The sequence below is a fragment of the Flammeovirga pacifica genome, assembly GCF_000807855.2.
GTDB lineage: Bacteria > Bacteroidota > Bacteroidia > Cytophagales > Flammeovirgaceae > Flammeovirga > Flammeovirga pacifica.
Genome location: NZ_JRYR02000001.1, coordinates 2,515,898 through 2,540,373 on the forward strand (window position 1 = coordinate 2,515,898; position 24,476 = coordinate 2,540,373).

Annotated in this window: 17 protein-coding genes; 2 read left to right on the forward strand and 15 right to left on the reverse strand. The window is 33.1% G+C overall.

Annotated elements, in window-relative coordinates:
* Positions 1–1,352: 1,352 nt before the first annotated feature.
* The 5 genes from NH26_RS09880 to ahpC (NH26_RS09900) all read right to left on the reverse strand — a co-directional run bounded on the left by NH26_RS09880 (position 1,353) and on the right by ahpC (NH26_RS09900) (position 8,211).
* Positions 1,353–2,924: a 7TM diverse intracellular signaling domain-containing protein gene (locus NH26_RS09880; protein WP_044227897.1), complete on the reverse strand. Its 1,572-nt coding sequence runs from the start codon at positions 2,922–2,924 to the stop codon at positions 1,353–1,355.
* 138 nt (positions 2,925–3,062) lie between these two features.
* Complete coding sequence (locus NH26_RS09885; protein ID WP_044227900.1) at positions 3,063–4,703, reverse strand: hypothetical protein; 1,641 nt, start codon at positions 4,701–4,703, stop codon at positions 3,063–3,065.
* A gap of 304 nt (positions 4,704–5,007) precedes the next feature.
* Entirely contained in the window at positions 5,008–5,724 is a 717-nt protein-coding gene (locus NH26_RS09890) for a hypothetical protein (RefSeq protein WP_044227903.1), read from the reverse strand.
* Positions 5,725–5,861: 137 nt separating this feature from the next.
* Complete coding sequence (gene ahpF / locus NH26_RS09895) at positions 5,862–7,436, reverse strand: alkyl hydroperoxide reductase subunit F (protein ID WP_044228012.1); 1,575 nt, start codon at positions 7,434–7,436, stop codon at positions 5,862–5,864.
* 211 nt (positions 7,437–7,647) lie between these two features.
* A complete protein-coding gene (gene ahpC / locus NH26_RS09900) occupies positions 7,648–8,211 on the reverse strand; it encodes an alkyl hydroperoxide reductase subunit C (RefSeq protein WP_044228015.1) in 564 nt (187 codons plus the stop codon).
* A 300-nt stretch (positions 8,212–8,511) separates the two neighbouring features.
* Here ahpC (NH26_RS09900) and NH26_RS09905 point away from each other — a divergent pair, with 300 nt between their 5' ends.
* Entirely contained in the window at positions 8,512–12,063 is a 3,552-nt protein-coding gene (locus tag NH26_RS09905) for a glycoside hydrolase family 38 N-terminal domain-containing protein (protein WP_052432258.1), read from the forward strand.
* A gap of 108 nt (positions 12,064–12,171) precedes the next feature.
* On the opposite strand, the gene NH26_RS09910 is transcribed toward NH26_RS09905, so the two are convergent.
* The 10 genes from NH26_RS09910 to NH26_RS09950 all read right to left on the reverse strand — a co-directional run bounded on the left by NH26_RS09910 (position 12,172) and on the right by NH26_RS09950 (position 22,375).
* Positions 12,172–13,575 (reverse strand): CotH kinase family protein, encoded by a 1,404-nt coding sequence (locus NH26_RS09910; RefSeq protein ID WP_044227906.1) that lies wholly within the window; start codon positions 13,573–13,575, stop codon positions 12,172–12,174.
* Between the two features lie 220 nt (positions 13,576–13,795).
* Positions 13,796–14,359, reverse strand: coding sequence for an alkyl hydroperoxide reductase subunit C (gene ahpC / locus NH26_RS09915; protein WP_044227909.1), 564 nt, complete (start codon positions 14,357–14,359; stop codon positions 13,796–13,798).
* A gap of 148 nt (positions 14,360–14,507) precedes the next feature.
* The gene (locus NH26_RS25790) at positions 14,508–14,633 is read right to left on the reverse strand and encodes a hypothetical protein (RefSeq protein WP_262494269.1); all 126 of its coding nucleotides are present in this window, start codon (positions 14,631–14,633) and stop codon (positions 14,508–14,510) included.
* 82 nt (positions 14,634–14,715) lie between these two features.
* Positions 14,716–15,543, reverse strand: a complete 828-nt coding sequence (locus tag NH26_RS09920) for a helix-turn-helix domain-containing protein (protein ID WP_199880235.1) — start codon at positions 15,541–15,543, stop codon at positions 14,716–14,718.
* A gap of 22 nt (positions 15,544–15,565) precedes the next feature.
* Positions 15,566–16,225 carry a haloacid dehalogenase type II gene (locus NH26_RS09925; RefSeq protein WP_044228021.1) on the reverse strand — a complete coding sequence of 220 codons (660 nt, stop codon included), beginning with the start codon at positions 16,223–16,225 and terminating at the stop codon, positions 15,566–15,568.
* Positions 16,226–16,283: 58 nt separating this feature from the next.
* A complete protein-coding gene (locus NH26_RS09930) occupies positions 16,284–16,832 on the reverse strand; it encodes a carboxymuconolactone decarboxylase family protein (RefSeq protein ID WP_044227914.1) in 549 nt (182 codons plus the stop codon).
* 87 nt (positions 16,833–16,919) lie between these two features.
* Entirely contained in the window at positions 16,920–17,342 is a 423-nt protein-coding gene (locus NH26_RS09935; RefSeq protein ID WP_139262972.1) for a hypothetical protein, read from the reverse strand.
* A 179-nt stretch (positions 17,343–17,521) separates the two neighbouring features.
* Positions 17,522–18,298 carry a hypothetical protein gene (locus tag NH26_RS09940; RefSeq protein WP_044227920.1) on the reverse strand — a complete coding sequence of 259 codons (777 nt, stop codon included), beginning with the start codon at positions 18,296–18,298 and terminating at the stop codon, positions 17,522–17,524.
* Positions 18,276–19,889, reverse strand: coding sequence for a glutamate synthase-related protein (locus NH26_RS09945; RefSeq protein WP_044227922.1), 1,614 nt, complete (start codon positions 19,887–19,889; stop codon positions 18,276–18,278). Before NH26_RS09945 ends, NH26_RS09940 begins: the two co-directional genes overlap by 23 nt.
* Positions 19,890–20,179: 290 nt before the next feature.
* Complete coding sequence (locus tag NH26_RS09950) at positions 20,180–22,375, reverse strand: T9SS type A sorting domain-containing protein (RefSeq protein WP_139262974.1); 2,196 nt, start codon at positions 22,373–22,375, stop codon at positions 20,180–20,182.
* Between the two features lie 304 nt (positions 22,376–22,679).
* On the opposite strand from NH26_RS09950, the gene NH26_RS09955 reads away from it, so the two are divergent.
* The gene (locus NH26_RS09955; protein ID WP_044228024.1) at positions 22,680–24,389 is read left to right on the forward strand and encodes a PNGase F N-terminal domain-containing protein; all 1,710 of its coding nucleotides are present in this window, start codon (positions 22,680–22,682) and stop codon (positions 24,387–24,389) included.
* Positions 24,390–24,476: the final 87 nt, after the last annotated feature.

Genomic DNA, 24,476 nt, shown 5'->3' on the forward strand with positions numbered 1-24,476 from the left:
CACCAACTAGCTAATGGGACGCATATCCATCTCGTACCGATAAATCTTTAATCATTAAACAATGCTGTCTTATGATACCATGGAGCATTAATCCGAATTTCTTCGGGCTATTCTCCAGTACGAGGCAAGTTATATACGCGTTACGCACCCGTGCGCCGGTCGTCATCAATTTGCAAGCAAATCATGTTACCCCTCGACTTGCATGTATTAGGCCTGCCGCTAGCGTTCATCCTGAGCCAGGATCAAACTCTCCGTTGTAAAAATCTTTAGATCTACAATCAGATCAATGTTGTTAAATACCTGTCTCTACGAATAAAAGAAATTTTCTTTTTTGGGATCCGCTTTCGCTGATCTTGTAATTACTTTTCAATACATCAAAAGAACGTCTGAGATTTTACTCTCAATGAACTATGTTTCAAGTTTTTAAAACTCCCATTCAGAGTTTTTGTGTACCTCTGTTTTCCAGAAGCGAGTGCAAAGGTAAGAACTTTTAGTTTAAACTTCCAAATGTTTTTGAGAAAAAAATTTGAAGTTTTTTTGAAGCGTTTTAAAATCAATTAGTTAACTCTAAAACTGTATTTTTAAGCATCTTTTGACCACTTTAAAATAACATCTATCTCCTTTATTCAGCACTTTTCAAAAGCCCTTCCGTTGAAAGGCGAGTGCAAAAGTAAGAACACTTTTTAATAATACAATATATTCTTACAATAATTACATTAAATAAAAGTCAACACTATGATAATCAATACTCTTTAATATTATTTTTTATACTAACCATTCTATTGTCTAATAGAGACAATAATAATTACTCCTCATTGAAGCATTAAGTCTAAGACCAAAATGGAACATCATCATAAATTAAAGCTTATATTCCACTCTAGATAAAGTTGAATTTAAATAATTAGCTATCGCTAATGATACTTCCATAATATAAGAACACGAATAGACTCTCTCTATATATAGTACAGAAAGGAGTGTTCTTCTTTTTGTATATACAATTACTAAAAAGTGAACATGAAAAAAGGGAGACAAAGTCCCCCTCCTTTTTTTTCAAATAAAAGTCATTTACTGACTTCCATTTCACGACATATTATTTTTGATTATTTAAAAACTACAAAATAGAATTAAATAGTATATTACTTTCTGTGTATTGTATTATAATTTTTAAATTGTGTGGTAAAGAAAACAACAATTATATTTTTAAATATTCTCCTTACAAGAGAATATGTTTGTAACTTTTATATCAACTAGAAGGTTCCCCCTAATTATTGATGATACAAACCTAATTATTGCTTTAAAAAAGATCTAAAATTAAGGGTTACAATAGGTTACAATCCCTTTTCATGAAGTTACTACACTGACATAACATACTCATTTAGAGACACTTCTGATCCTATCTTCTTCTTAATCCTAGATTTATTTGTTTTTACAGCTCCTTCAGATGTTTGTCTATAAGAAGCGATCTCCTTAGTACTATAATTTAACTTCAGTAGAGAACACACTTCCAATTCTGTTGATGTCAACTGTGGATGCATATGTTTTAAGCGTTTTAAAAACTGTACATCTACTTCTTCTATATTCTCTTGAAAATGTAATTGCTTATCATCAGAAATTTTTTGATGTGATAATTCTAGAATCAAAGACTTTATTCCCTTCTCTATCTCTCCAGATTTATTAATCACTTTTAGTTGATCAATAATCTTCTCTTGCACATTTTGTCTTCTTCGATTATCCAAAAGAACTACATCTAAGTTTTCTTGTTTGTTCGCGATCTTATCTTTTAATGTTCGTTGATTCTTCTGGATTTTTTTATAGCGATCTGCTAAAGCAAAAGACATTAATAACACCTCTGAAATAATTGCAATTATGTAAAAATTCTTATTTAAATAAGTGGGTGATATCACTCCATATAAAACAAAAGCCTGACTGATGATCCCTATGAAGTATACCGTCCACCCCATTAGATAGAATTTAGCTACTTCGTTTCCTCGTCGGTATGAAATCAAACCAGTCAACATTGCAAATACACAATAAATGGTCGTTACCGTTGTCAGAGCATAATAGGTAATTTGATAGCCTAACTTTTGCATGATGAATAATCCAACAAATGACGCTAGGTCGAGTACCATCATTGATATCATGATAACATGAAAAGCAGGGTTTGTTTTTCGGAGGTTTAAAAACTTGATACAGAACCAACAGGATATCACACTAGCTAAACAAACGTTTATTGTGATAATAAAGTAGATGTAATCACTAGAGATATTTAAGTATTTCTGGCTAAAAAAGCCTTCTAAAGAGAGAAGTGATAACATAATAATTAACCCATGTAATGCATAGTAGGCATAAATAGAGTCTTTCAAGTTCACTCCCAAAAATAGATTATAAAGTACAATGACTATAAATAGTCCTAATAACAATCCATGTTTTAAGTTTTGTCTGTAGTCAAATTTTTCTATTAATTGACGATCGACTAAAGAAAGCTCGTAGAGATGACTAAAGTTGCTGACTACCCGGATGTAAAAAGTGTTATGTCCTTTATTAAGTTGTACAGGTAAATAATATCCAGAAGGATATGTATTCGAATTCTCTACTTTGATTCCGACCAATTGTTCTTTCCAAAACCCAGCTTCTTGGGAATAAAAAGTAAGACTATCGGTTAGCGTCTTATCGATCCGAAAAAAGAATTCATTAGTTGATTTAGATACATCTACCTCTGCTTTTATCCAAATAGCATCCGTATGATAACCTAAATTGAGATATTCTTGATGAATCTCCTGAAATGGGATTTCTGTCCTTTTATCAAATTGATATTCATGATTAATATCGATAGCATAAGATATACCTATTTTATGTATATCATCAGCTTGTAAGTTAAAAGTTAGAAATGTAGTAACAATAATAAATAATAAGCAAATTTTCATAGAAGTTATACCCTTTGACTTAAATACAGCTTTTTTAGTTTTTTGAAAAGTAGATGAGTGCTGTATTTAAATACATATGTCGATTTGTAAGTAAGTAAGCAACTGCATAACAATTTCTTTACCAACCAAATCGAAATCTTAGTATAATACAATATGTTGACGAAAATTTGATAATTTACTTTTAATGATAATAATATACTGCCCACTTGGGATATCACTTGGAAACAAGATTTTTTCTAATTTATTCTTTTGTTGATTCCAGTTAGTTTGATAGATCATTTTACCATCAGTAGTTAATAGAAAAAGATAATTATGACCAATTGACCGTACTTTTAATGTATTTGCTTTAGAAAGCATCGTTGGAAAAATATTTACTGCAGTGTCTTTTGATTTTATAAATATGGATGGGAAAATTTCAAATGAACCATCATAATCATATTGTATTAACCTGTAATAAGTTGTGGCATCTTCTCTTTTTACGTGATGTTGATAATCCAGACGATGATTTGAATTACCGTTGGAAGAGTGAATCTTTATGACTTCTTCCCATTTTAATTGATCTTGTGATTTCTCTATCAAGAAATATGCATTATTGAATTCAGAGGCTGTTGCCCATTTTAATAGTACTTTATTACCTTGAATGTATCCATCAAAAAATAACAAGGACACAGGCAAATCTCCAAGATCACTATCTATATTTATATCTTCTATGGTATTTACCCCCATCAATCTACTACTAGATGATGAGTAGGTAGTTGTTGTATCCGTTATTTTATCAACAAAAGATAATTTAACTACTCTATTTTTTTGTAGATAACCTTTCATGTCTTCTCTTTCAGAAGTATTAATATGATCCGTCTTTCCATCTTTATTATGATGATAAGTGACCAATTTCTGATTGACAGTATTATCCAATACACGCCACTTAATGCGTCGGATGAGAGTTTGAAGTTCTGAAATACTTGAAATAGGGTTTCCTGTTTGATCGGGAACAACCACTTCATTTTGAGAAAAATCTGTGCAAGATACTTTCAAGTATTTATTCCCCCATCCGTCGGCAGTGTTGATCACAAGATTAACTAGTGGAGTACTTGATATTTGATCATTGTCTAAATCAGAAGTATCAACGGCAACATTTTCCCACAAGTCAATCACAATATCAGAAGATGCAAAATCAATTGCTGCCGTACCAAAAGGAAACTCATTCGTATTTACCATACTAAAATCCCCTGCAGCTCCAGTAACTGACATGTTTCCACCAATAAAAATATTTTGAGGATAAGTACCTCCATCATAATTGGAATAATCAAAACTTGCATTTCCACCTATGGCAAACATACCATCTTCTCCCACGTTTAAATCAAGATCTCCTGCATCTCCTGCTCCTCTACCGTCATTCGTCCAATTGCCAGTAACTATAAAAGTTCCATTGATTACTAAATCAGTATCTTCTCCTACATCCACATTTCCGATAATTTTTAAAGTGGAACCAACATCAACTCTAATTTCTACCGCATTTAGATTAGCGGTATTTTCCTCTGTTCCTCTTAAGTTTAAAGTATATCCTCCAATATCCAATATGACTGTTGCCCCATTGGAAACTCTTAATGTTTGAGAGGTTGCAGCGGTATAAGTAATATCACTTACCGCAGTAGATGAGGTATAATCTAATGTGATATTATCAGCTGTAAAGTCGTTAATATTTTGATGGTAAGTATGTATTTGACCTCTAACTTGTAAAGTCAAAACTATTGATAGTATGAATAAAAAAGGCTTCATCAGTAGGTATGGTAAAGGTGTTTACTGATATACGAAAGGTTTAATTTATGGATATAAGGATAGTAGAATTAAAAGTACTATTGTTTTTTGAATCCATCATTTTTGGTTAATCATCAAAAAATAAAAGAGAACATTACATCTCATTTTATTAGTTTTTGACTATAAAAGGCAACAATTGCCTGTTATTCATTCTCTAATATCAAAATACTTACATATCAAATAAATTGAATGAAGTAACATTTGTGCATAAAAAAACGGGAGGTAAAATCAACCTCCCGTTTTCTTAGTAAGAAATAAATCTTCTTTAAAATATATCTTCTGAAGCTAGGTATTGACCAAAACGCTCCATCTTTTTTATCATATTATTTACCCAATACACCGACTTCACCTCTTCTAATGATGTTCCTACATCAAAGTAGCCTGTAAGTAAGACCATTGCATAAGTAAATTCATCAGTGCTTATTTTTTGTTTTACCCATAAAACAACAAGAGCAACAGATGTCATTTCAAAATGTTCTAATAACATATCCACAGCCATGGTTTCTTTAAGGTTAAAACCATTTAAGAGGTCTTGAGTTTTTTTGATGATATGTTCAGGAAGTTTATCTTCTTCCTTCATTTCTTCTACACTTTCTGCAGAATTTAGAGGTAAGACAACATAATCTTCTCCAAAAAATTCTCTCAAACTCTTGATAGCTTCGTATTCTTCACCTCCATCAGCTTGAAGTCTAAAAGCTCTATCCCATTGCATTACCTCGGTAACATCTAATTCATAAGCCTCTTCATCTTCTAACTTAAGTGCTGTAAGTGAACTTAAATTACAATAAATATAACTGCGTTGAGGAATAAAATTTTCATCCTCATCAAACATATCTCCTCTCTTGAAATCATTAAGTAACATCTTGGCTACTTCTTCTGGAACGGGTAAGATGGGGTCTCCAGAATGATTCAGTAATGGTACATTTTCGTCTGTTGAAACCAAAATAGCATGGTCTCCATCAATTCTTTGCAGTTTATACATAATTATATATGATTCTATTTTTCACAAAGAAACGTAATTATTATTGGGATGATGAAAAAAGAAAGTAAAAAAAACTAAAGCCAACAGTAAAACTGCTGGCTTTATATCTTGAATTAAACCTTCTGTTAAAATAATATCTATGCTAAAGACGCCTCAGTTGACATCAATTTATTTTTAATCTTATCTTCAAAAGCTGATAATGCTGCTTTTGAGCCTTCACCCATAGCAATTACAATTTGCTTGTAAGGTACAATAGAAACATCACCGGCTGCGTAAATACCTGGCTGAGATGTTCTGTTATGAGCATCAATTTCGATTTCACCCATTCTATTGGTTTCTACTAAATCTTTGAAAGCATCACTATTTGCTTTTAATCCTATTTGAACAAAAACTCCATCTGTTGTGATAGACTTAATTTCTTCTGTTTCTCTATTTTGGTATTGTAAAGCAGTTACTTGTTTACCATCACCGATTACTTCTTTAGTAGCAGCGTTAGTAATCACGCTTACATTTGGTAATTCGTTGATTTTGTCTTGAAGTACTTGATCTCCTTTTAAAGTATCCATAAATTCAAGAACCGTAACTTCTGAAGCGATTCCCGATAAATCTATTGCTGCTTCTAAACCAGAGTTACCTCCACCGACTACAACAACTTTTTTACCTTTAAAGTATGGAGCATCACAGTGTGTACAAAAAGCAACACCAGAACCGATGTATTCTGTTTCTCCTGCTACTCCCAATTTTCTCCAACTTGCTCCAGTCGCTACCACTAAAGCAGGGGCTGAAATTACTTCATTCATAGAAGTCTTGACTTTCTTATATCCATCAACCACTTCTACATTTTCTACCCATCTGTTTTCTAAGATATCAATTGGGTAGTCTTTTAAGTGACTATATAAATTAGCTGTCAACTCTGCACCAGTAGTTTTTGTAATCGAAATCATATTTTCAATACCTACTGTTTCTTTCACCTGACCACCAATTGTACCTGCAACAACGGCTACTTTAAAACCTTTTCTTGCAGAATATACTGCTGATGCTACACCTGCAGGTCCGCCACCAACAACAACAACATCATATTCTTTCTCTATTGATTCGATGTTTTCTGAAGATGTTTCTACCAACTCCTCTAACTTACCCAATAATTCACCTAATGATGATCTACCTACGTGAAATTGCTCTCCATTGACTAAAACAGTGGGTACAGCTTGAATACCTAATTGTTCTACTTCCTCTTGATTAATACCACCATCTATAATTTGATGTTTAATTTTCGGGTTATTCATCGACATTACATTCAATGCTTGAACTACTTCTGGGCAATTTGTACAAGACAAAGAAATGTAACTTCTAATTTCTACTTCCTCATTAATACTTTTGATTTTATTAATGATAGCTTGATCTGGTAAATTTTTACCGATACCTTCCATGTTAAGCACAGCCAACAATAATGTTGTAAACTCATGTCCTGTAGGAACTGCTCTAAAAGTAATATTTGATGGCACTCCGTCTTTCACAATATTCATTGATAATCCTTCTCCCTCTTGTACATTAAGAGAAACTTTATCTGAACAGCTTACTACATCTTCCATCAAAGCAATCATATCTTTTTTGCTTGGGTGATTTTCTGATACAGTTACTTCGAATGTATATTGACTTTTAAGGTGACCAAAAAAGGTTGTTACTTGAGTTTTTAATGCTTGTTCTAACATGATGATATGGTATTTATATTTTGATAAGGGGTTAATTCCTTTTTTAATTTCTTGATGATACAAACTTACAACGTTTATATATATAAGTCAAAGTGATATTATTTATATAGTTATAAGGTTTGACTATACATGAATAAGAAAGTAAAATGATATATAAAAAAAGCACTTCTAATTAGAAGTGCTTTGTATAAAGTATGGGTGTGGTGTTTGTTTAGATCAAACCAACCAAATCAATGCTTGGTTTTAAAGTTTCGTTACCTTCTTTCCATTTTGCAGGACAAACTTCTGCAGGGTTAGCGGCAACAAATTGTAATGCTTTTAATTTTCTTAGTAACTCTTCTGCGTTTCTACCAACGTTTCCAGCTACTACTTCGTAAGATACGATTTCACCTTCTGGGTTAACGATAAATGTACCTCTTTCTGCCATACCGTCTTCTTCGATCATTACTTCAAAACCTCTTGAGATTACTCCTGTTGGATCGGCCAACATTGGGTAATTAATTTTCTTGATTGTATCTGAAGTATCGTGCCATGCTTTATGAACAAAGTGCGTATCTGTAGATACTGAGAAGATTTCAGTACCAGTTGCTTTAAACTCTTCGTATAGGTTTGCTAAATCTTCCAATTCTGTTGGACAAACAAAAGTAAAATCAGCAGGGTAGAAGAAAAAGATTGACCATTTGCCTAATACGTCCTCTTTAGTTACTGTTTGAAATTCGTTGTTGTTGTAAGATTGTACTTTGAAGTCAACGATTTGTTTTCCGATTTGTGACATAGTTATATTTCTTTTATGATTGATAATTTTTAATTCCTTTTTGAATTTTTGATGATACAAACTTACGGTGATAATCGATATAAGTCAAAGTGATAATATTTATATCATTATAAGAAATAACTATAACAAATAAATCATGCACCACTTTTCCTTTTCAATAACAATGCATTTGAGATTTAAGGATTAGTTATGATAACAATTGTCAAATGATAATATCAGTCATACAGAATAGTAACAGTGTCCACTACATTTATGTACAAATAACACTTAACTACATACTAAATAAATTAACCTTAATTTATGAAAACTACATTATTAACGATTTTCATCTATTTATGGAGCATCAACTTGTATGCTCAAGTAGAGAAACCAACTGTTACATTTGATAAATTAGCCATTGAAACCGGTCAGATGAACAACGGCTATTCAAAGGCCCTTTCAGGAAATGATTTCACTTATCACTCATTAATTGGAGTAAATACCAATTGTTTGATCGCTCGTGCCAACGATAAAATGGAATGGGTGGCAAAATCTGACCAAAAAAACGGAGATTTTTACGAGTTCATTTGGTTAGCAGGTCTAGATGTGAATCATAAAGCACCTTCTTTTACATTAAGTATAAATGATGCTCCCTTATTTACTTTTAAACAAGCAAATGGTGAAAGTTGGAGTATTACTAATAAAGACGGGTCTCAGATTTCGTTCTATGTAAAGAAACTTGATATGCATGAAGATGCTCATGGGTATATGTATTTAAAAGTACCTGTACAAATGATCACTTCTGATGAAACGAAATTTACTGTTGAAGGCGATCATTCTGGAAGTCATAGTTGGTTCATGACATTTAAGGAAACGGATATCAATAAAAATATTTATGATAAGGCTAAAAACGAGATGTCTGGTCGATGGGAATTAAGTACTGTAGATAATCAAAAAGTGGAAGCATCACTTTCATTATCAAAAAGTTACACCTCTACTCAAGCTCAGTTAGTAATTGATAATCAAAAGTTTTCAATTCGCTCTGATAAAACTCCTTTCTTGGGAAAAGTTTCACTTCCTTATTCATTACAAAAACTATCGGGGAAAAGCTATCAATTATTTTCTACTGATGGGCATTTAATTGCTGAAGGAAAAATAGAAAACAATGCCTTCCTAACTGTCCGCCCCGAGGACAATACTTTTGTTTCTTACAAGAACACTTTAAATAAGGATACTTATCATTCTGAGTTTATCATCAAGCATGAGCCAAAAATGGTACAAAACGTAGTACTATTATCTAAAGAAAATATGGTTGATGGTAAAGTTGCTTTGATGAATAGTTCTCATCAGGATATTGCTTGGATGGATACTCCTGAAAAATGTATTGTTGAACGTGACACTATGTTGATCACTCCTATTTTAAGAGATGCGAAAGTAACTGATGATTATAGCTTTGATATTGAAGATGCTTTAATGATTAAAGAATACATTGAAAGACACCCAGAAAGTAAAGAGGAATTTGTTCAACTTTTGAATGAAGAAAAAATTTCTGTAGGTGCTTCATTTACCCAACCATATGAGGAAATGTATTCTGGAGAATCTTTATCAAGACAGTTTTATCATGGTAAAAAATGGTTAGCCGAAATACTAGACGGATACGATGCGGATACATATTGGAATATGGATGTGCCTGGTAGAACACTACAAATGCCTCAAATTATGGCTAAATCAGGTGTCAATAAATTAGTTATCAGCCGTCAGGCAAAAGGTATTTTTAATTGGGAGGCACCGAATGGCGATCAGATTATTACCTTCTCTTTAGATCATTATTCTTTAGATTTTCTTGGGTTAAACCAAACGCTAGAAATAGGAGTGAATCATATTGCTGAAAAAAGCTTAGAGTGGACGAAAGAATACAATACTAAAGATAAATCAAAGGCTATTATTCCTATTCTATCGGATTGGGATATGAGCCCTGCAAAAGATTATTCTGATTTGATTGCTCTTTGGAATTCTATCAAATATATAGAATCGAGCAATGGTGATGTGGCAGAATGTGTGCTTCCTAAAATTGATTTAATGACGACAGATCGTTTTATTGATTTGATTTATCAGAATTCAGAAAACCTAAATACAATCAAAGGAGAACGTCCTAACCTTTGGGTATATATTCATGGTCCTTCGCATCAAAAAGCTTTATTATTAAGTAGAAAAGCCGATAGAAAGTTAGTGAGTGCTGAGAAATTATCTTCTTTCCAACAGTTGATAGCTCCAAATGCGAGTCTATATCCACAAGAAGAATTGTACGAGGCTTGGGAAAAGAAAATCTATCCTGATCATGGTTGGGGTGGTAAAAATGGAGATATTACTGATGCTGAATTTAAGGAAAAGTACAATGATGCTTTACATGTAGCCAATGCAATTAATGACAAGCAAGCTGAAGCGATTGCTGGTAATATCAAATTTAAAAAATCGGGTATTCCTCTAGTTGTATTTAATCATTTAAACTGGGCGAACGAAGATATTATCGAAAAAGAACTTCAGTTTAATGATGGAGAAATAAAGCACATCGGTTTAATTGATGACCAAGGAAAAGAAGTGGTTTCTCAAGTTACCTCTTCAGAAACGTATAAAAGTGGTTATGTAAAATCTGCAACACTTTATTTTAAAGGTAATGTCCCTGCTCTTGGGTATTCAACTTATTATGTTGTTGAAGGAAAAAATACCCTAATGGCTAATACGACTAAAGAAAATGTAAAAGAAGTAGAGACAAAATTCTTTAAAATCAAATTAGGGAATGGTGGTATTGAAAGTTTAATTGATAAAGGTGCTAATAAAGAATTAATTGATACCTCTAATTTCCTAGGTGGAGAGGTGTTTTACATGACTTCTAGAGGAAATGGAGCTGGTGAATTTGTGAAAGTTCAACATCCTACGTTCGAAGATTTTGAACAATTGAAAGATCAAAATATTGAGTGGTCGATCAATAATAAAGGACCTCTATTTACCGATTACTCTTATAGAAGCCCTCTTGGGGATGCTGTAGTTGAAGGTACAATTCGTATCTACACTTCTTTAGAAAAGATTGATTTCCTTGTTGATATTAAAAACTGGGAAGGCACCATGTATAGAGAATATCGAATGGCTTTCCCTGTAAACAAGGAAATGAAAACAGTAGAATATCAAGTACCTTACGGTGTTGTAGAAGTTGGGACTGATGAAGTTGAAGGAGCTGCAGGTGGTAGCGCGCAAGGTAGTTATACCACTCCAAACAAAGATATTCATCCGAGAGGTATTGAAAATTGGATTAGTGCAAAATCAGAAAACACTTCTTTAGTAGTAACATCTTCTGTGGCTGCTGCAGATTATTATGATGTGAAAGATAAAAGTAAAATAATGTTACAACCTATTTTGTTTGCATCAAGACACAGCTGTCATTGGGAAGGCAATCCATATCCTCAGACAGGTAATCATCAATTTGAATTCACTTTATCAAAAGGTAATGCCAATAGAATTATTGATAATCAAAAAGGTATTCAAAATGCAGAACAAATGGAAGTGGTATTTAGACCACAAAGGTTATACAAGCCTAGTTTGAAAACTACAGCAACATTTGTTACTTCTGACAACGAGAATATTGTTATTACAGCTATCAAAAAAGCGGAAGATAGTGATGATTTAGTGATCCGTTTTTATAATGTAAACAGTACAGAAGAAAAAGTGAACTTCAGTTTTAATCAAACTATTAAAGAGGCTGCTTTGACTTCTATCATCGAAGAAGAAATTTCTTCATTACCCGTACAAGGTAATACAGTAAGTGTTACGACTGAAGGGTACGGAATCACCACAATAAAAGTAAGTGTAATCAAATAATTTACGCACTACCTTTTTTAGGTTTTTATACAAAAATACAAAAGGAGATGACTTCAGTGTTATCTCCTTTTGTTATTTAAAAAAATGCCTCTAATAGAATACTACTAATTATTTTAGATAATTTTCTGCAGCCGTATTTCTACTTTCCACATGGCTTTTCAATTCTTCAATCCCATTTAAGAAATCTGAGCTTGAGTTTAAAAATGTATAACCTGGGTTTTCTACAGTAGCATAAGGAGTTAATAAAGTAGCATAATTATTATAAATAACATGCATTGTATTGGCATTAAACACACCATCATTCACTTCCTTTAAATACATATCATATTGTTCTTTGTAGGTATCATCAGCATATAAATATCCAATAAGAGGCCATTCACTGGTATTTAAATCAGAAAAATCTAATGCTAATGCTCCACTTTGCTTTCCATCCTGTAATGCTTCATTATTATCCCAAGGAATCCATGTGAGTTTATCATTTTCAGGATTATTATAAATAAGATAATTATGTGTCATTCTACCATATGTATCCCAATTTTGAATAAGCGTGTTCACCGCTAAATATTTTAGAAAAACAGGCACATCAAATATTTCTTCCAAGTCCGATCTCCATGCTTCAGCATCACTTATACGTCTATCATCATGAAGAATAGTATATAAATTCTGTACATCATTCCAATCAAGATCATCTTCATTTGTTTTCTTTATTAACTCCGTTTCATCATAAGAACCTAAAGCAAAACTTGCTGCATCTCCATCTGGTTTGTATAAATTACCTCCATCATCAGAAAATTGAGTATCAATAACTGTATCGTCTACTTCTTCCACTAAAGTATAAAGACCAAAATACACCGGACCATCACCATAATCTACATAAAGTGTATAAAATGCAGTATGTGACCCTGCCAATCCTGCTTTTCTAAAGAGATCTCCAGCCACCTTTTCTCTCACAAATGATTGATCGTCATAATTATTTTTAAGGCTTAATTTTTTAAAACCATAAAACCGTTGATTATCGATTTGAGGATAATCATCTTCGTACTCATCAAAATCTAATTTAAAAGAGAGTTTTAGATTTCCATTTTGCCAAGTAGTCATTAAACTAGAATTCCCCTTAAACCTTATGCCTACTTTATACCATTCTTTATCCTCAAAAAAGACTTCAGCAGGCACAAAAATTGGGTCTTCATCAGAAAAACCACCTCCAGGACGTTGGTTACCTACACCAAATGTCCCATATAATTCTGTCATGTTATCTAACATACTTTGCCACCTAGAAGGGGTTACTACAAAATCTAACCTTTTTACAGTGTTCTCCTCGAAAACTACATCGAAGTTAGGGTCTGCTGATTTACTATGGGTAGCATCTGTCCAATCAGTTGGAATAAAAGTCGAGTCTTCCTCTACCAAATTACTATCATTCACTATTGAGTCCACATCAGTTGAAGTACAACCAAATACAAGAAATAAGCTTAGTACTAAAGATAGAGAAGTTTGAATTTTTAGATTCATAGAAGGTTTTTAATAAAATTAGAAATATCAATATTCGTTTTAATACAGTAAGTATTTATTCAGTAAATGGTGTATTCAATGTTTTGTACTTAGTATTATCAGAAAAAGTGAATAAATTTTATTACTACTATAGTTTTGCTTCCTCAAAAAATTAAATAAAAAAAAGCACTCCTGTTATAGGAGTGCTTTGTATCCAAGACTTTTGGGTGTAAATTTTGATTTAGATCAAACCAACTAAATCGATGCTTGGTTTTAAAGTCTCGTTACCTTCTTTCCACTTTGCAGGGCATACTTCTGCAGGGTTAGCGGCAACAAATTGTAATGCTTTTAATTTTCTTAGTAACTCTTCTGCATTTCTACCTACGTTTCCAGCTACTACTTCGTATGATACGATTTCACCTTCTGGGTTAACGATAAATGTACCTCTTTCAGCCATACCGTCTTCCTCGATCATTACGTCGAAACCTCTTGAAAGAACTCCTGTTGGATCTGCCAACATTGGGTAGTTGATTTTCTTGATTGTTTCTGAAGTATCATGCCACGCTTTGTGAACAAAATGAGTATCTGTAGATACTGAGAAAATTTCTGTGCCAGTCGCTTTGAACTCCTCGTAAAGGTTCGCCAAATCTTCTAACTCTGTAGGACAAACGAAAGTAAAGTCAGCTGGGTAGAAGAAGAAAATAGACCATTTGCCTAATACGTCTTCTTTTGATACTGCTTGAAATTCGTTGTTGTTAAATGATTGAACTTTAAAGTCTACGATTTGTTTTCCGATTTGTGACATAGTTATATATTCGATTATGATTGATATGTTTTTCTATTTTGATGTCACAAACTTACGGCGACTCTAATTATAAATCAAATTGATAATTTTTATACCCTAATAGTAAAAATTTATATATCGACAATCATTTGATGTAAACTTCTATATATCAATCCATTTCAAGATCTATTTCAATTTCTAAATCATCATCGTCTTCCTTTTTGTCTTCTCCAGGAGCAAACTTAGGTTTAAAATCGTCCTGCCAAGCGGATGCTTTTTCATCAAAATCTACCATCGAAAGAAGTTTTTAATTTGTAACATATTAGTTTTTGATTCGAATTGTCAGTTTTTATTTCTTTCAAGGATATAAAAATAATTTAAACTCTAAACTGTGATGGAGAAACCCCTTCCTTCTTTTTAAATATCCTCGTAAAATATAAAGGATCATTGTACCCTATTTCATAGGCAATTTCATTAATAGGCAAATCGGTTTTGCTCAACATTTCTTTTGCTTTTAGAATTCTCTGTGTTGTAAAATATTTTGATGGTGTTTCATCAAATACTTTTTGGAACTCTCTTTTAAATGAGGATAAGCTTAAATGACAAAGTTTGGCTAACTCCTCCAATGTAAGATTAGAAAATGTATGCAATTCAATCACATTTTTTAATTGAACAGTTCGAGGAGAGTATAAATCATGAATCAATTCTAAAACGGAGGTAACATTATTCGTTTGTATCAATAATAAAATCAATTCCTTGATTTTTAATTCTAATAAATCCTCATTCACAAGTGATGGATTGGTAAAGTAAAAATCTAATGAATCGATAAACCTTGAAATAATAGTTTCATCTTCTATCAACTTTGTTGGAGGATTAGAAACTGTTTTTTCTATAATTTTGGGTAATTCATTTATATATAACTTTTTGAGTAATTCTGGATATAAATGAACAGCAATCACTTCTACTGTTCCTTGATTTTGTTCCCCTAAAAACTCTAAGAAATAAGTATCACACTTTAATAGTACAGCTTCTTTTTTCTTCACCTCCAAATTGTCTTGAGGAGAATGTAATTTAATAGAAGCATCTTTCATATATATGAAACAACCTTCGTTTTGAAACACTCTTTCTTTAGTAAAAGGAACTTTGATGATCGCTTTCTCAATCAAAGTTCTTCCATTGTATTCAAACTTTATTGTACCGTCCATTTTCATAAAGGGAATATACCCATCATTTTGTAAAAGTTAAACCTGATAAGGTTGAAATAATCCTATTCGGTTGATATTCCCACGGATCTAGAATACTTTCTTTAGAACGTTGTACCCAAATAGATTGCAAACCAAAAGCTTTTGCTCCCAATACATCAAATGGATTACTCGATATCAAATAGGTGGTTTCTTTTATAGAAGAAGTTACATCTAACACATGTTGATAAACAATGGGTGATGGTTTAAAGACTTGTTGTTCTTCCACACTTATCATTCCATCAAAATGATCTACTAATCCGGCGTTTATCAATAACCCCTTAATCGCTTCTTTACTTCCATTAGAAAACGCATAGAGCTGATGTCCTTCAGATCTTAATCTTTCCAAATTCTTTTTTACATCATCAAAAGCAGGTAAAACTTTATACTCTTCCATCAAAGAAGCTTTTTGATGTTCTTCCAAATCTACTTTATAAAATAAGCAAGCATACTCTAAAGCTTGTTTTGTACATACTGAGAAATCAACATAATCGTTCATTGCTGCTCTTCGGAAAGAGTATTCCAACTGTTTCGTTCTCCAAAGCTGATTAAACCCCTCAACCTTTTCACCTATCAGTTTTTTAATAGAATCAAAAACTCCGGATGTGTTAATTAAAGTACCGTAAATGTCGAATGCCAATGTCATAATTAATGGATTAAAAAAGGGATGATAAATAAATACCATCCCAATAAAACAAAAACAATTATTTCTCCCACTTAAATGGTTCGAAAACTTTGTCTAATGGTGTTTTAGCCACATGATTTGTATAGTTACTAATTGTTTTTTGTGCCATTCCTAAGATTACATCTAATACACTTCTCTGTGTGTAACCCGCATTATAAAAAGCCTCTAAAGTAGCATCACTTACAAATCCTCTTTCTCTAGTCATTGCTACAGTAAATGCGCGTAATGCTTCTAATTTATCAGTTGGTAGAGGCGTTTGATTTCTTAATGCTTCAGTAATTGCTGGATCCACTTTCATTGAATGTGCTATTGCTGTATGGGCAGGTACACAATAATGACAATCATTTTCAACATTAAGCGTTTGCCAAACCACCGTTAATTCATCCTTATCGAATGATGATTGTGTAAATAAATTGTGTAACTCATTATAAGCATGTAACAATTGAGGTGACTCGGCTAAAGTAGCTGTTAAATTAGGTAAGTAGCCATATGCTTTTTTCTTTGCTTCTAATTCTGATTTACTTTTTTGAGGAGCTGTTTCGATGGTGTGAATTGTGAAATTTTTCATGATCTTTTTTTATTTTGAATGTATGATTTAGGGTCTCCAAAATTTTCAAAATGGAGTCCGGTTAATTTATTACTAATTGATATTGATTTATGCTTTTACTTCATTTCTGTTATGCACCTTAAGATTGATAGATGCAGATAATATTAGTAACAGTGCTAATATTGGAGGTCTAAATTCAAAAGGTAAAACTTCTGTTGGCACTTCTGGTACTGCATGAACATATAAGGCCACTAACATAATTGGAAAGACCATAATATTGACGAAGTAAAATAATCTTTGTCGAATTTCAGGCTTCAATTTATTGTAAAAGAATAATAATATGATGGCTAGAAATCCTACCACTAACTCACTCGTTTGTCCTACCACAAATGATAACTTAGGGAACGGCAATTGAGCCATCTTAATTTGAGTAGCAAAATTATAAGAGAATTTATCTGTGAATTTTTCTAACCCTGGAAGGAATAAAAATAATGCTATAAATGCTGTTGTAATTTTTTCTATCGTTTTCATCATCAAATTATTTTTGTTTTATTTTGATGATACAAATATGGAGGTTGAAAAAAGAAAGTAAATGGACAAAAAGTTCAAGGATATGGACTTTTGATCATTCATCAAAAAATGATCTTTTTTTACCCTTAAAAACAAAAAAAGGCATCCTTTCGAATGCCTTTTAATAAAATGATGTTATACTAAATATACTGTTCCGTCACCTCCTTTATAAACTGATGCAACGTATTCCTCGTCGTATGATCAATACCAATCACTGCCCCTTTCCAATGTTCTTGAATTATCCACTCGCCCATACTCAATGATGATAACTGGGTGTAATCAATGCTATGCCCATTCAATCCATAGGCAGAATAATAGAAATAAGATGCTTCGAGAATACTGTCTTTCATGGCTAGGCCAAAACCTAAACCTACATTGGGTGTTGCTTCAACATAAATTCCGGTATCAAAATGATGCGGCCAAATGCGTACCTCTCCTTCTACCTGTACATGGTTCAATACATCAAAACATATTTCTGAGGCCAAAGCACGATAGGTCATCCATAAATACATATCATTCTGATTGAACTTTGTATAAGGAGTTGATAGAAAATCGTACACTGGTATTTCATAATGCAATGGAGCAATAAATTCTGAAAAACTGAGATTCCATTCTTTCAATGTGGCTTCCCAAGCATTTTCGATCTCTTCTTGTGTCTTACCAATCGTTTCTAACGAAAATAAAGAGCTCCAATTCTCAGAATACAAATGGAACGTCTGAGAAGGAACATGGAAACCCATGATTACTTTTCTCTTTTCTGTTGTTACCCAGCGACCAACGACTCGTTCCCCAACAATATCAAATTGAAGGTTGGTATGGCTATCGTCTGCCTTTTTGGGGACAAAAGCTCGATTAAACTTTGCGATAACCTGACAAAGTTGATGGATGTGTTGATCAAGAATGTTGTATGCCTGCATATCTGATTCCGGTTAATTGGTACATGTCGTATGATATAGTCGATAAATCTGAAAAATTGAATTCCTGAAAAGAAGCATGTCCGCAACTTCTAGCAACTACCTTCATCAAGTCGGTACTTGCTTGGAAGAATGTTGCCAATTGTTTGGCTGATTTATCAATTAATAATCTACTTCTGAGATTTTCTTTTTGAGTGGCAATTCCAACAGGACAATTATTTGTACCACAGGCTCTCATTCCTAAACATCCGATAGCTTGTAAAGCTGAGTTCGAAACTGCAATAGCATCTGCTCCTAGCATCATCGCTTTTGCAAAATCTTCGGGTACTCTTAATCCTCCTGTTATGATCAATGTAACATCTGTTCTCCCTACTTTTTCCAAAAATCGCTTTGCTCTGACCAATGCGGGAATGGTCGGCACATTAATGTTATCTCTCAAAATAGATGGAGCTGAACCTGTTCCTCCGCCTCTACCATCCAAAATGATATAATCTACTCCAACCTTTAAAGCAAATTCAATATCTTCTTCAATACGACTCGCTGCAATCTTAAAACCGATAGGTATTCCACCTGTTTTTTCTCTAACCTCATCAGCAAACTTTTTAAAGTCTTCCGCTGAAACTAAATCTGGAAATGCCGCTGGAGAAATAGCAGTTTCTCCCTCATTCAATCCGCGAACTTCTGCAATTTCTTTTGTGACTTTATTCCCTGGAAGGTGTCCCCCTGTTCCTGTTTTTGCACCTTGTCCCCCTTTAAAATGAAACGCTTGTGCTTTCTTCACTTTCTCCCAAGAGAAGCCGAATTTCCCTGAGGCCAACTCATAAAAATATTTCGAATTGTTTGCTTGCTCATCAGGTAACATTCCTCCCTCACCAGAACAGATACCCGTCCCTGCCATTTCTGCACCTTTGGATAAGGCTACTTTAGCTTCATAAGAAAGTGCACCGAAACTCATATCAGAAACAAACATTGGGCGATCCAACTTTAATGGCTTTTTCGCATTTTTTCCGATGATAACTTCAGTCGATACTTCTTCGTGATCTAATAATGGACGCTTGGATAACTGTGCCGGAAGAAATTGAATATCCTCCCATTTAGGAAGCTTATTTCTATCCACCCCCATACTCGTTGATGGACCATGGTGACCATAATTTTTCAATCCATTTTTTGATAACTCCTTGATGTAAGAAGTATATGGCTCGGTTTCTTCAGGATGTGTATCCATATACAAACCTTGGTAATCTTCTCGATTAAACGGTTGAGGATGTTCTTTTAAATAGGCACTCACCTCATCTTCCTCTACACAGACAAATCCATCTATTATTTCCGATGTAAACTTCTGTAATGCTTCTTCATTATTGTATTCAGACACTCCTGTATCAATACGATAATCCCAATTATGTACCCCACAAATCAAGTTATTACCTTGAACAAATCCATCAGACATTAATGCACCTCTGTGTAAGCATCTCCCATAAAAAACCGAAATATCATCGTCGTATTTTACTACAACTAAGTCTAATCCGTTCAAAATCGCATAATGAGGTTCTCGATCAGACAATTGATCGTAAGGTATGAGTTGTTTTTGGGCCATACTTAGGTTATAATTAATAGTAATGATTATGTAATTAAGATAATCAAAAAATGATTAAGTACATCACTATCAATCATATGACCTTTAAAAACAAAAAGTTTTCATTTTATAATTCAAGGTAATTGATTCTATTTATACTCATATTTGATAGTTACGAGATTTAAAATATTTTCAACTACAACGAAATACAAATCAAGGTTTGATAAAAAATAATCCCAAGTAGAAATTCAAATGAAAGAACTTCTACTTGGGATTCATTGTAGTGAGAAAATTATGAGTCTATTTGAAATTTATTTTTTCACAAAACGACTTGTATAGACTCCTTTTACAGAAGTTACTCTCAGTAAATACGTTCCCGATGATAAATCATTTACTTTAATATCGGATAGTGTTTTTCCATCTTGAATAGAAATCAATTTTAATGTTTGTCCATTAATATTTAACACCTCAAGCTTTTGTATATCATTGATTTCTTCTTCAAATACTATTTTTAAAGTTCCCTCAACAGGGTTAGGGTATACTTTTAGTACTTTATTCTTTTTTTTGATATCATCTAAACCTGTAATATCCTCAGTCACGGTAATATTGCTAATTTCATCCGTCAGCTTATCAAAACTTCCATTTTCCGGCGTAAACTCAATAGCAATTTTATAGTCATCAGACGGAGAAATATCAGTATCTGCATTTATCTTTATTGATCTCGTTAATGTTCTTTCACCAAGACGTTCAGTACGAACTTCATCGGCTATTACATTATTCTCCTTATCTAATAATTGAATTTTTAAGGTACCATTCTCATATGTTCCATAAGAAAACTCAATTTCAATCTCTTTAGCATCCCCAGCTATTACTGTTGGTACATTCAATAATTTTATAGCCGGTTCAATAGGATCTTCAACATTAAAATAAATTACTGGTTCAATGGCTACCGCTTCTGGATCTTTCCAATCGTACCCTTGTCGGTGCATATACACTTTATAGAAGTAGTTTGATCCTGCTGGTGTTGCAGAAGGCATAGAAATATTAATAGAAGCCACTCCATTTCCAGCATCTACATTTTTATTTCCACTACCAAACCAACTACCATCCGGCTTTCTGATTTCTATATTGATCTTACAAGGTACATCCGCCTCATATTTTACATTTACAGAATAATTTGTTTTTCCTGGTTCCAAAGATGTTGGAATGCCTTCGTCCCATAGCTTCTTCTCTAATGGCTTCTCTACAACATCAAAAGTAGTAGAAGTTGTTTTAAGAATAGAATCTCCATTTTTAATTTCATATACTACCTTATAGCCAGAATCAATTGCTAACTCTGCATCTAAATCAAATTCTGTAAACAAAGATTTAACGCCTTGAGTTACATCATATGTTTTTTCTCCTAAAACTTTATTAGAAGGATCGTATAAAGTAACCGTTACTGTTCTTGCAGCAGAAGCAGAATAAATTAAAGTGGTAGAAAACTGATAAGAAGGGTATGCTGTTATATTGTCTTCGTACCCTTTAATGTTATCTTTATTTTCATTGAAATCATTTTGATCAATATCTACTAATTTCCATACTCTCACCCAATCGTACATTACAGCTCGTTGTGTTTTTGTACGGAAATCATCTTCAAACATCCACTCTTCTGGTTTAGGGTTAGTGGCATTCATTTCATCATTATCGCCCCAATTATACGTCTCCATTACGATAATTACTGGCATTGGCATGAAGTAATCTCTAGTGGGAGTAATTGTACCAAAATATTTATCATCGTTGTAGAACATTGCTGTATTCGCATCTTTCCACCACATACCAACAGTATTCCAACCTAGTGGAGCTGCTAAATTAGGTGCTTTTACATCACTGTCTGTTGTTTCGTAAGGTAAACGTTGACAAGATCCATTGGCATCACTAAAAGGTTTTGAATGTGAATTAACATGTTGGATATTATTGAATGAACCATCTCCATGTTCGTTGAAAGGCCCTGTATAACCCATGTTTTCGATGATATCTAATTCAGTGGCATACTTCGTATTACAATCATCAGTTGTTGTGCCTCTAGAATTCATAAACACACCTGAACCCATTGGGAAATCAGATGGCTTTACACGTACTTCGAAATAACCATAGGTTTGTAATACTTTTGTATCCATACCTCCTCCTGCAAAATGATAATCTTTACCATTACCACGTGGAAAACGTTCGTCTTCGTAATACCACATCGGGTTCATACTCATGTAATAATTATCTGAATCAGGGTCTTTAACTGGCTCTAATATTCTTTTATCAAATGATGCCGTTCTTCCCCAAGAATCTGCTTTATCAAATAATCTCCATTTATCAGTATTGGGACTTTGAGCGTCGAATTCATCACTCATTTCATGATTTAAAACCCAAACTTTTCCTGCTGGAGCATCCGGAGGGTCAGCCATCAACAGTGTCGTATTAAAACCCATTAATAGAAGGAGTAATGTTATTTTTTTAAAAGTAGTTGTTTGCATTGTTTCAAGTATTTGATTTGCATTATTTGTAATATTAACCAACTTTATTAACCTTCTAGAAAAATTTTGACTGAAGCATCCAAGATTAAAATTTTATTCCCCTTTATCGTTCATTTTTTTTCCTTGATTACTCTTGACTAGAATAAACAATCCATTATTCCTTTTCATTTTTAATGGTATTCAATCACATTTCGTTCTTAATTAATATTGTTATCAAACTTTATTTTCGGTTAACGGAATTGATGAATAAATTAAAGTTCTAAATAACGATCATATAAATAAACAGTAAATCTATTCAATGAAAATGAGATCAATTTTTACATTATTCTTTTTATCTATTCTTACTATAGGATATGCTCAAAAAAAGAAGAAAGAGGTAAGTGCCGTTGTGGAATATCATTCTTTATACAACGGAAAACCTAATACGGAAAGAGGGAGTACCGTAGTTACCTATCATGATAATTTAGCCAAAGTAGAACAAGTATATCCTTATGAGTTATCAGAAATGATGAAAAGGGTCACTCAGTATTCTGTTATGGACTTTACACAATTAAAAACGTATTCAATTGCAGATATTCAAGGGAAGCGTTATCATTCTGTATCTGATTATAAACCTAATGATGAGGTAGAATTAACGGAAAATGATACGACTATTCTAGGTTTTAAATGCGATAAAATAAAATTCATTAGCTTCTCTAATACTATTGAAGTATGGTATACTAAAGAGGCTGGTATTAAAGGTTCTCCTAGTTATTTTATTAAAGATGCTTTGGTTTTAAAAACCGTTCGAAATGGGTCTTCTGTACAACAAGCCACTTCTTTTAGAAAACTAAAATCGAAAGAAACCAAAGATATGGATTTAATGCCTAAAGAATTGGGAGAGGAATTAGATCCGACCAACTTAAGGTATAAGGCACAACAAGGTGTTGTAACTACTATTGATCTTTTTAAAGATGAAAAAATCTCTTGGGGGAATGATATTAAAAATCCTGAGGGAGAACAAGAACAAGTTACTTACCTCTATGGAGGAGGTACTGTGATCTTGAAAAAAGTTACTTTACCTAAACATGATGTGCCTTGTGATGTATTCTTGGAATTAGAACAAATGTCAAATGGCGATGCTTACGATAGAACAGGATCTGTTTTCATGATCAGAAATACAGATAAACCTTCGATGTTGGACGCTATGAAAAATGGTATCAAAACCGTTCCTGCTTTTACTGATAAAGATGGAAAAGAGTACCATGGTATGACTACTCAAGGTGACTTCGAACCTGCCATCGAATTAATGAGATTCTTTACTCCTTTTGGTGTGAATAAATTCAACGATAAAAGAGTGTTAGATGGCTTAACTTGGGCCAATAATACGTATTATAAGCAAAGTATTTCTTACTTGGAACCTATCTTAGAAGGTGAGGTTTGGATTGGTGTTTTTATTGGTAACTACGATAAAGGTGGCCATAAAGTAAGTCTAAAAATGAAATACTATCCGAAGGAAAATAAACCTTCTACTGATAGAAAAAATTATTGGGTAAAACCCATCTTCAATACTTGTAATATTCTAGAAATGGCAAGCCAAAATTACCCAACTATGTTTGGAGCTGGTGGCCTAAAAGTAGATGTTACTATTCCTGAAAATGTTTCTGATATTCATATGCACTATATCACTACAGGCCATGGTGGCTGGGGTGGTGGTGATGAATTCAACCCTAAAGAAAATAAAATTTCAGTAGATGGTAAATTAGTGTATTCTTACACTCCTTGGAGATGTGATTGTGGTACTTACCGTGAGTTGAACCCTGCCTCTGGTAACTTCTGGAACGGAGAGTCTTCTTCTGATCTTGATCGTTCAGGATGGTGCCCTGGGACTGTGACTAACCCTGTGCAAACTCCATTAAATATTTCTACGGGTAAACATCAGTTTGAAGTACAAATTCCACAAGGAGAACCTGCAGGTGGTTATAGTATTAGCTCTTGGTGTGTATCTGGGGTGTTGATTGGGGAAGTGAAGTAGGGATATAACCAATCCCTCATATAATCTTAATAAGAAGTCTCTTAGCTTACGCTTTAAGTTGTAGCTAAGAGACTTTTTTATATACAG

What these genes read in the sequence shown, in the direction of transcription:
- NH26_RS25790 (WP_262494269.1), bottom strand. Translation starts at nt 14,633, where the DNA reads ATGGTAGATTTTGATGAAAAAGCATCCGCTTGGCAGGACGATTTTAAA.
- NH26_RS09935 (WP_139262972.1), bottom strand. Translation starts at nt 17,342, where the DNA reads ATGAAAACGATAGAAAAAATTACAACAGCATTTATAGCATTATTTTTA.
- NH26_RS09890 (WP_044227903.1), bottom strand. Translation starts at nt 5,724, where the DNA reads ATGTATAAACTGCAAAGAATTGATGGAGACCATGCTATTTTGGTTTCA.
- NH26_RS09955 (WP_044228024.1), top strand. Translation starts at nt 22,680, where the DNA reads ATGAGATCAATTTTTACATTATTCTTTTTATCTATTCTTACTATAGGA.
- NH26_RS09920 (WP_199880235.1), bottom strand. Translation starts at nt 15,543, where the DNA reads ATGGACGGTACAATAAAGTTTGAATACAATGGAAGAACTTTGATTGAG.
- ahpC (WP_044227909.1), bottom strand. Translation starts at nt 14,359, where the DNA reads ATGTCACAAATCGGAAAACAAATCGTAGACTTTAAAGTTCAATCATTT.
- NH26_RS09925 (WP_044228021.1), bottom strand. Translation starts at nt 16,225, where the DNA reads ATGACATTGGCATTCGACATTTACGGTACTTTAATTAACACATCCGGA.
- NH26_RS09930 (WP_044227914.1), bottom strand. Translation starts at nt 16,832, where the DNA reads ATGAAAAATTTCACAATTCACACCATCGAAACAGCTCCTCAAAAAAGT.
- NH26_RS09950 (WP_139262974.1), bottom strand. Translation starts at nt 22,375, where the DNA reads ATGCAAACAACTACTTTTAAAAAAATAACATTACTCCTTCTATTAATG.
- ahpC (WP_044228015.1), bottom strand. Translation starts at nt 8,211, where the DNA reads ATGTCACAAATCGGAAAACAAATCGTTGACTTCAAAGTACAATCTTAC.
- NH26_RS09905 (WP_052432258.1), top strand. Translation starts at nt 8,512, where the DNA reads ATGAAAACTACATTATTAACGATTTTCATCTATTTATGGAGCATCAAC.
- NH26_RS09885 (WP_044227900.1), bottom strand. Translation starts at nt 4,703, where the DNA reads ATGAAGCCTTTTTTATTCATACTATCAATAGTTTTGACTTTACAAGTT.
- ahpF (WP_044228012.1), bottom strand. Translation starts at nt 7,436, where the DNA reads ATGTTAGAACAAGCATTAAAAACTCAAGTAACAACCTTTTTTGGTCAC.
- NH26_RS09910 (WP_044227906.1), bottom strand. Translation starts at nt 13,575, where the DNA reads ATGAATCTAAAAATTCAAACTTCTCTATCTTTAGTACTAAGCTTATTT.
- NH26_RS09940 (WP_044227920.1), bottom strand. Translation starts at nt 18,298, where the DNA reads ATGCAGGCATACAACATTCTTGATCAACACATCCATCAACTTTGTCAG.
- NH26_RS09945 (WP_044227922.1), bottom strand. Translation starts at nt 19,889, where the DNA reads ATGGCCCAAAAACAACTCATACCTTACGATCAATTGTCTGATCGAGAA.
- NH26_RS09880 (WP_044227897.1), bottom strand. Translation starts at nt 2,924, where the DNA reads ATGAAAATTTGCTTATTATTTATTATTGTTACTACATTTCTAACTTTT.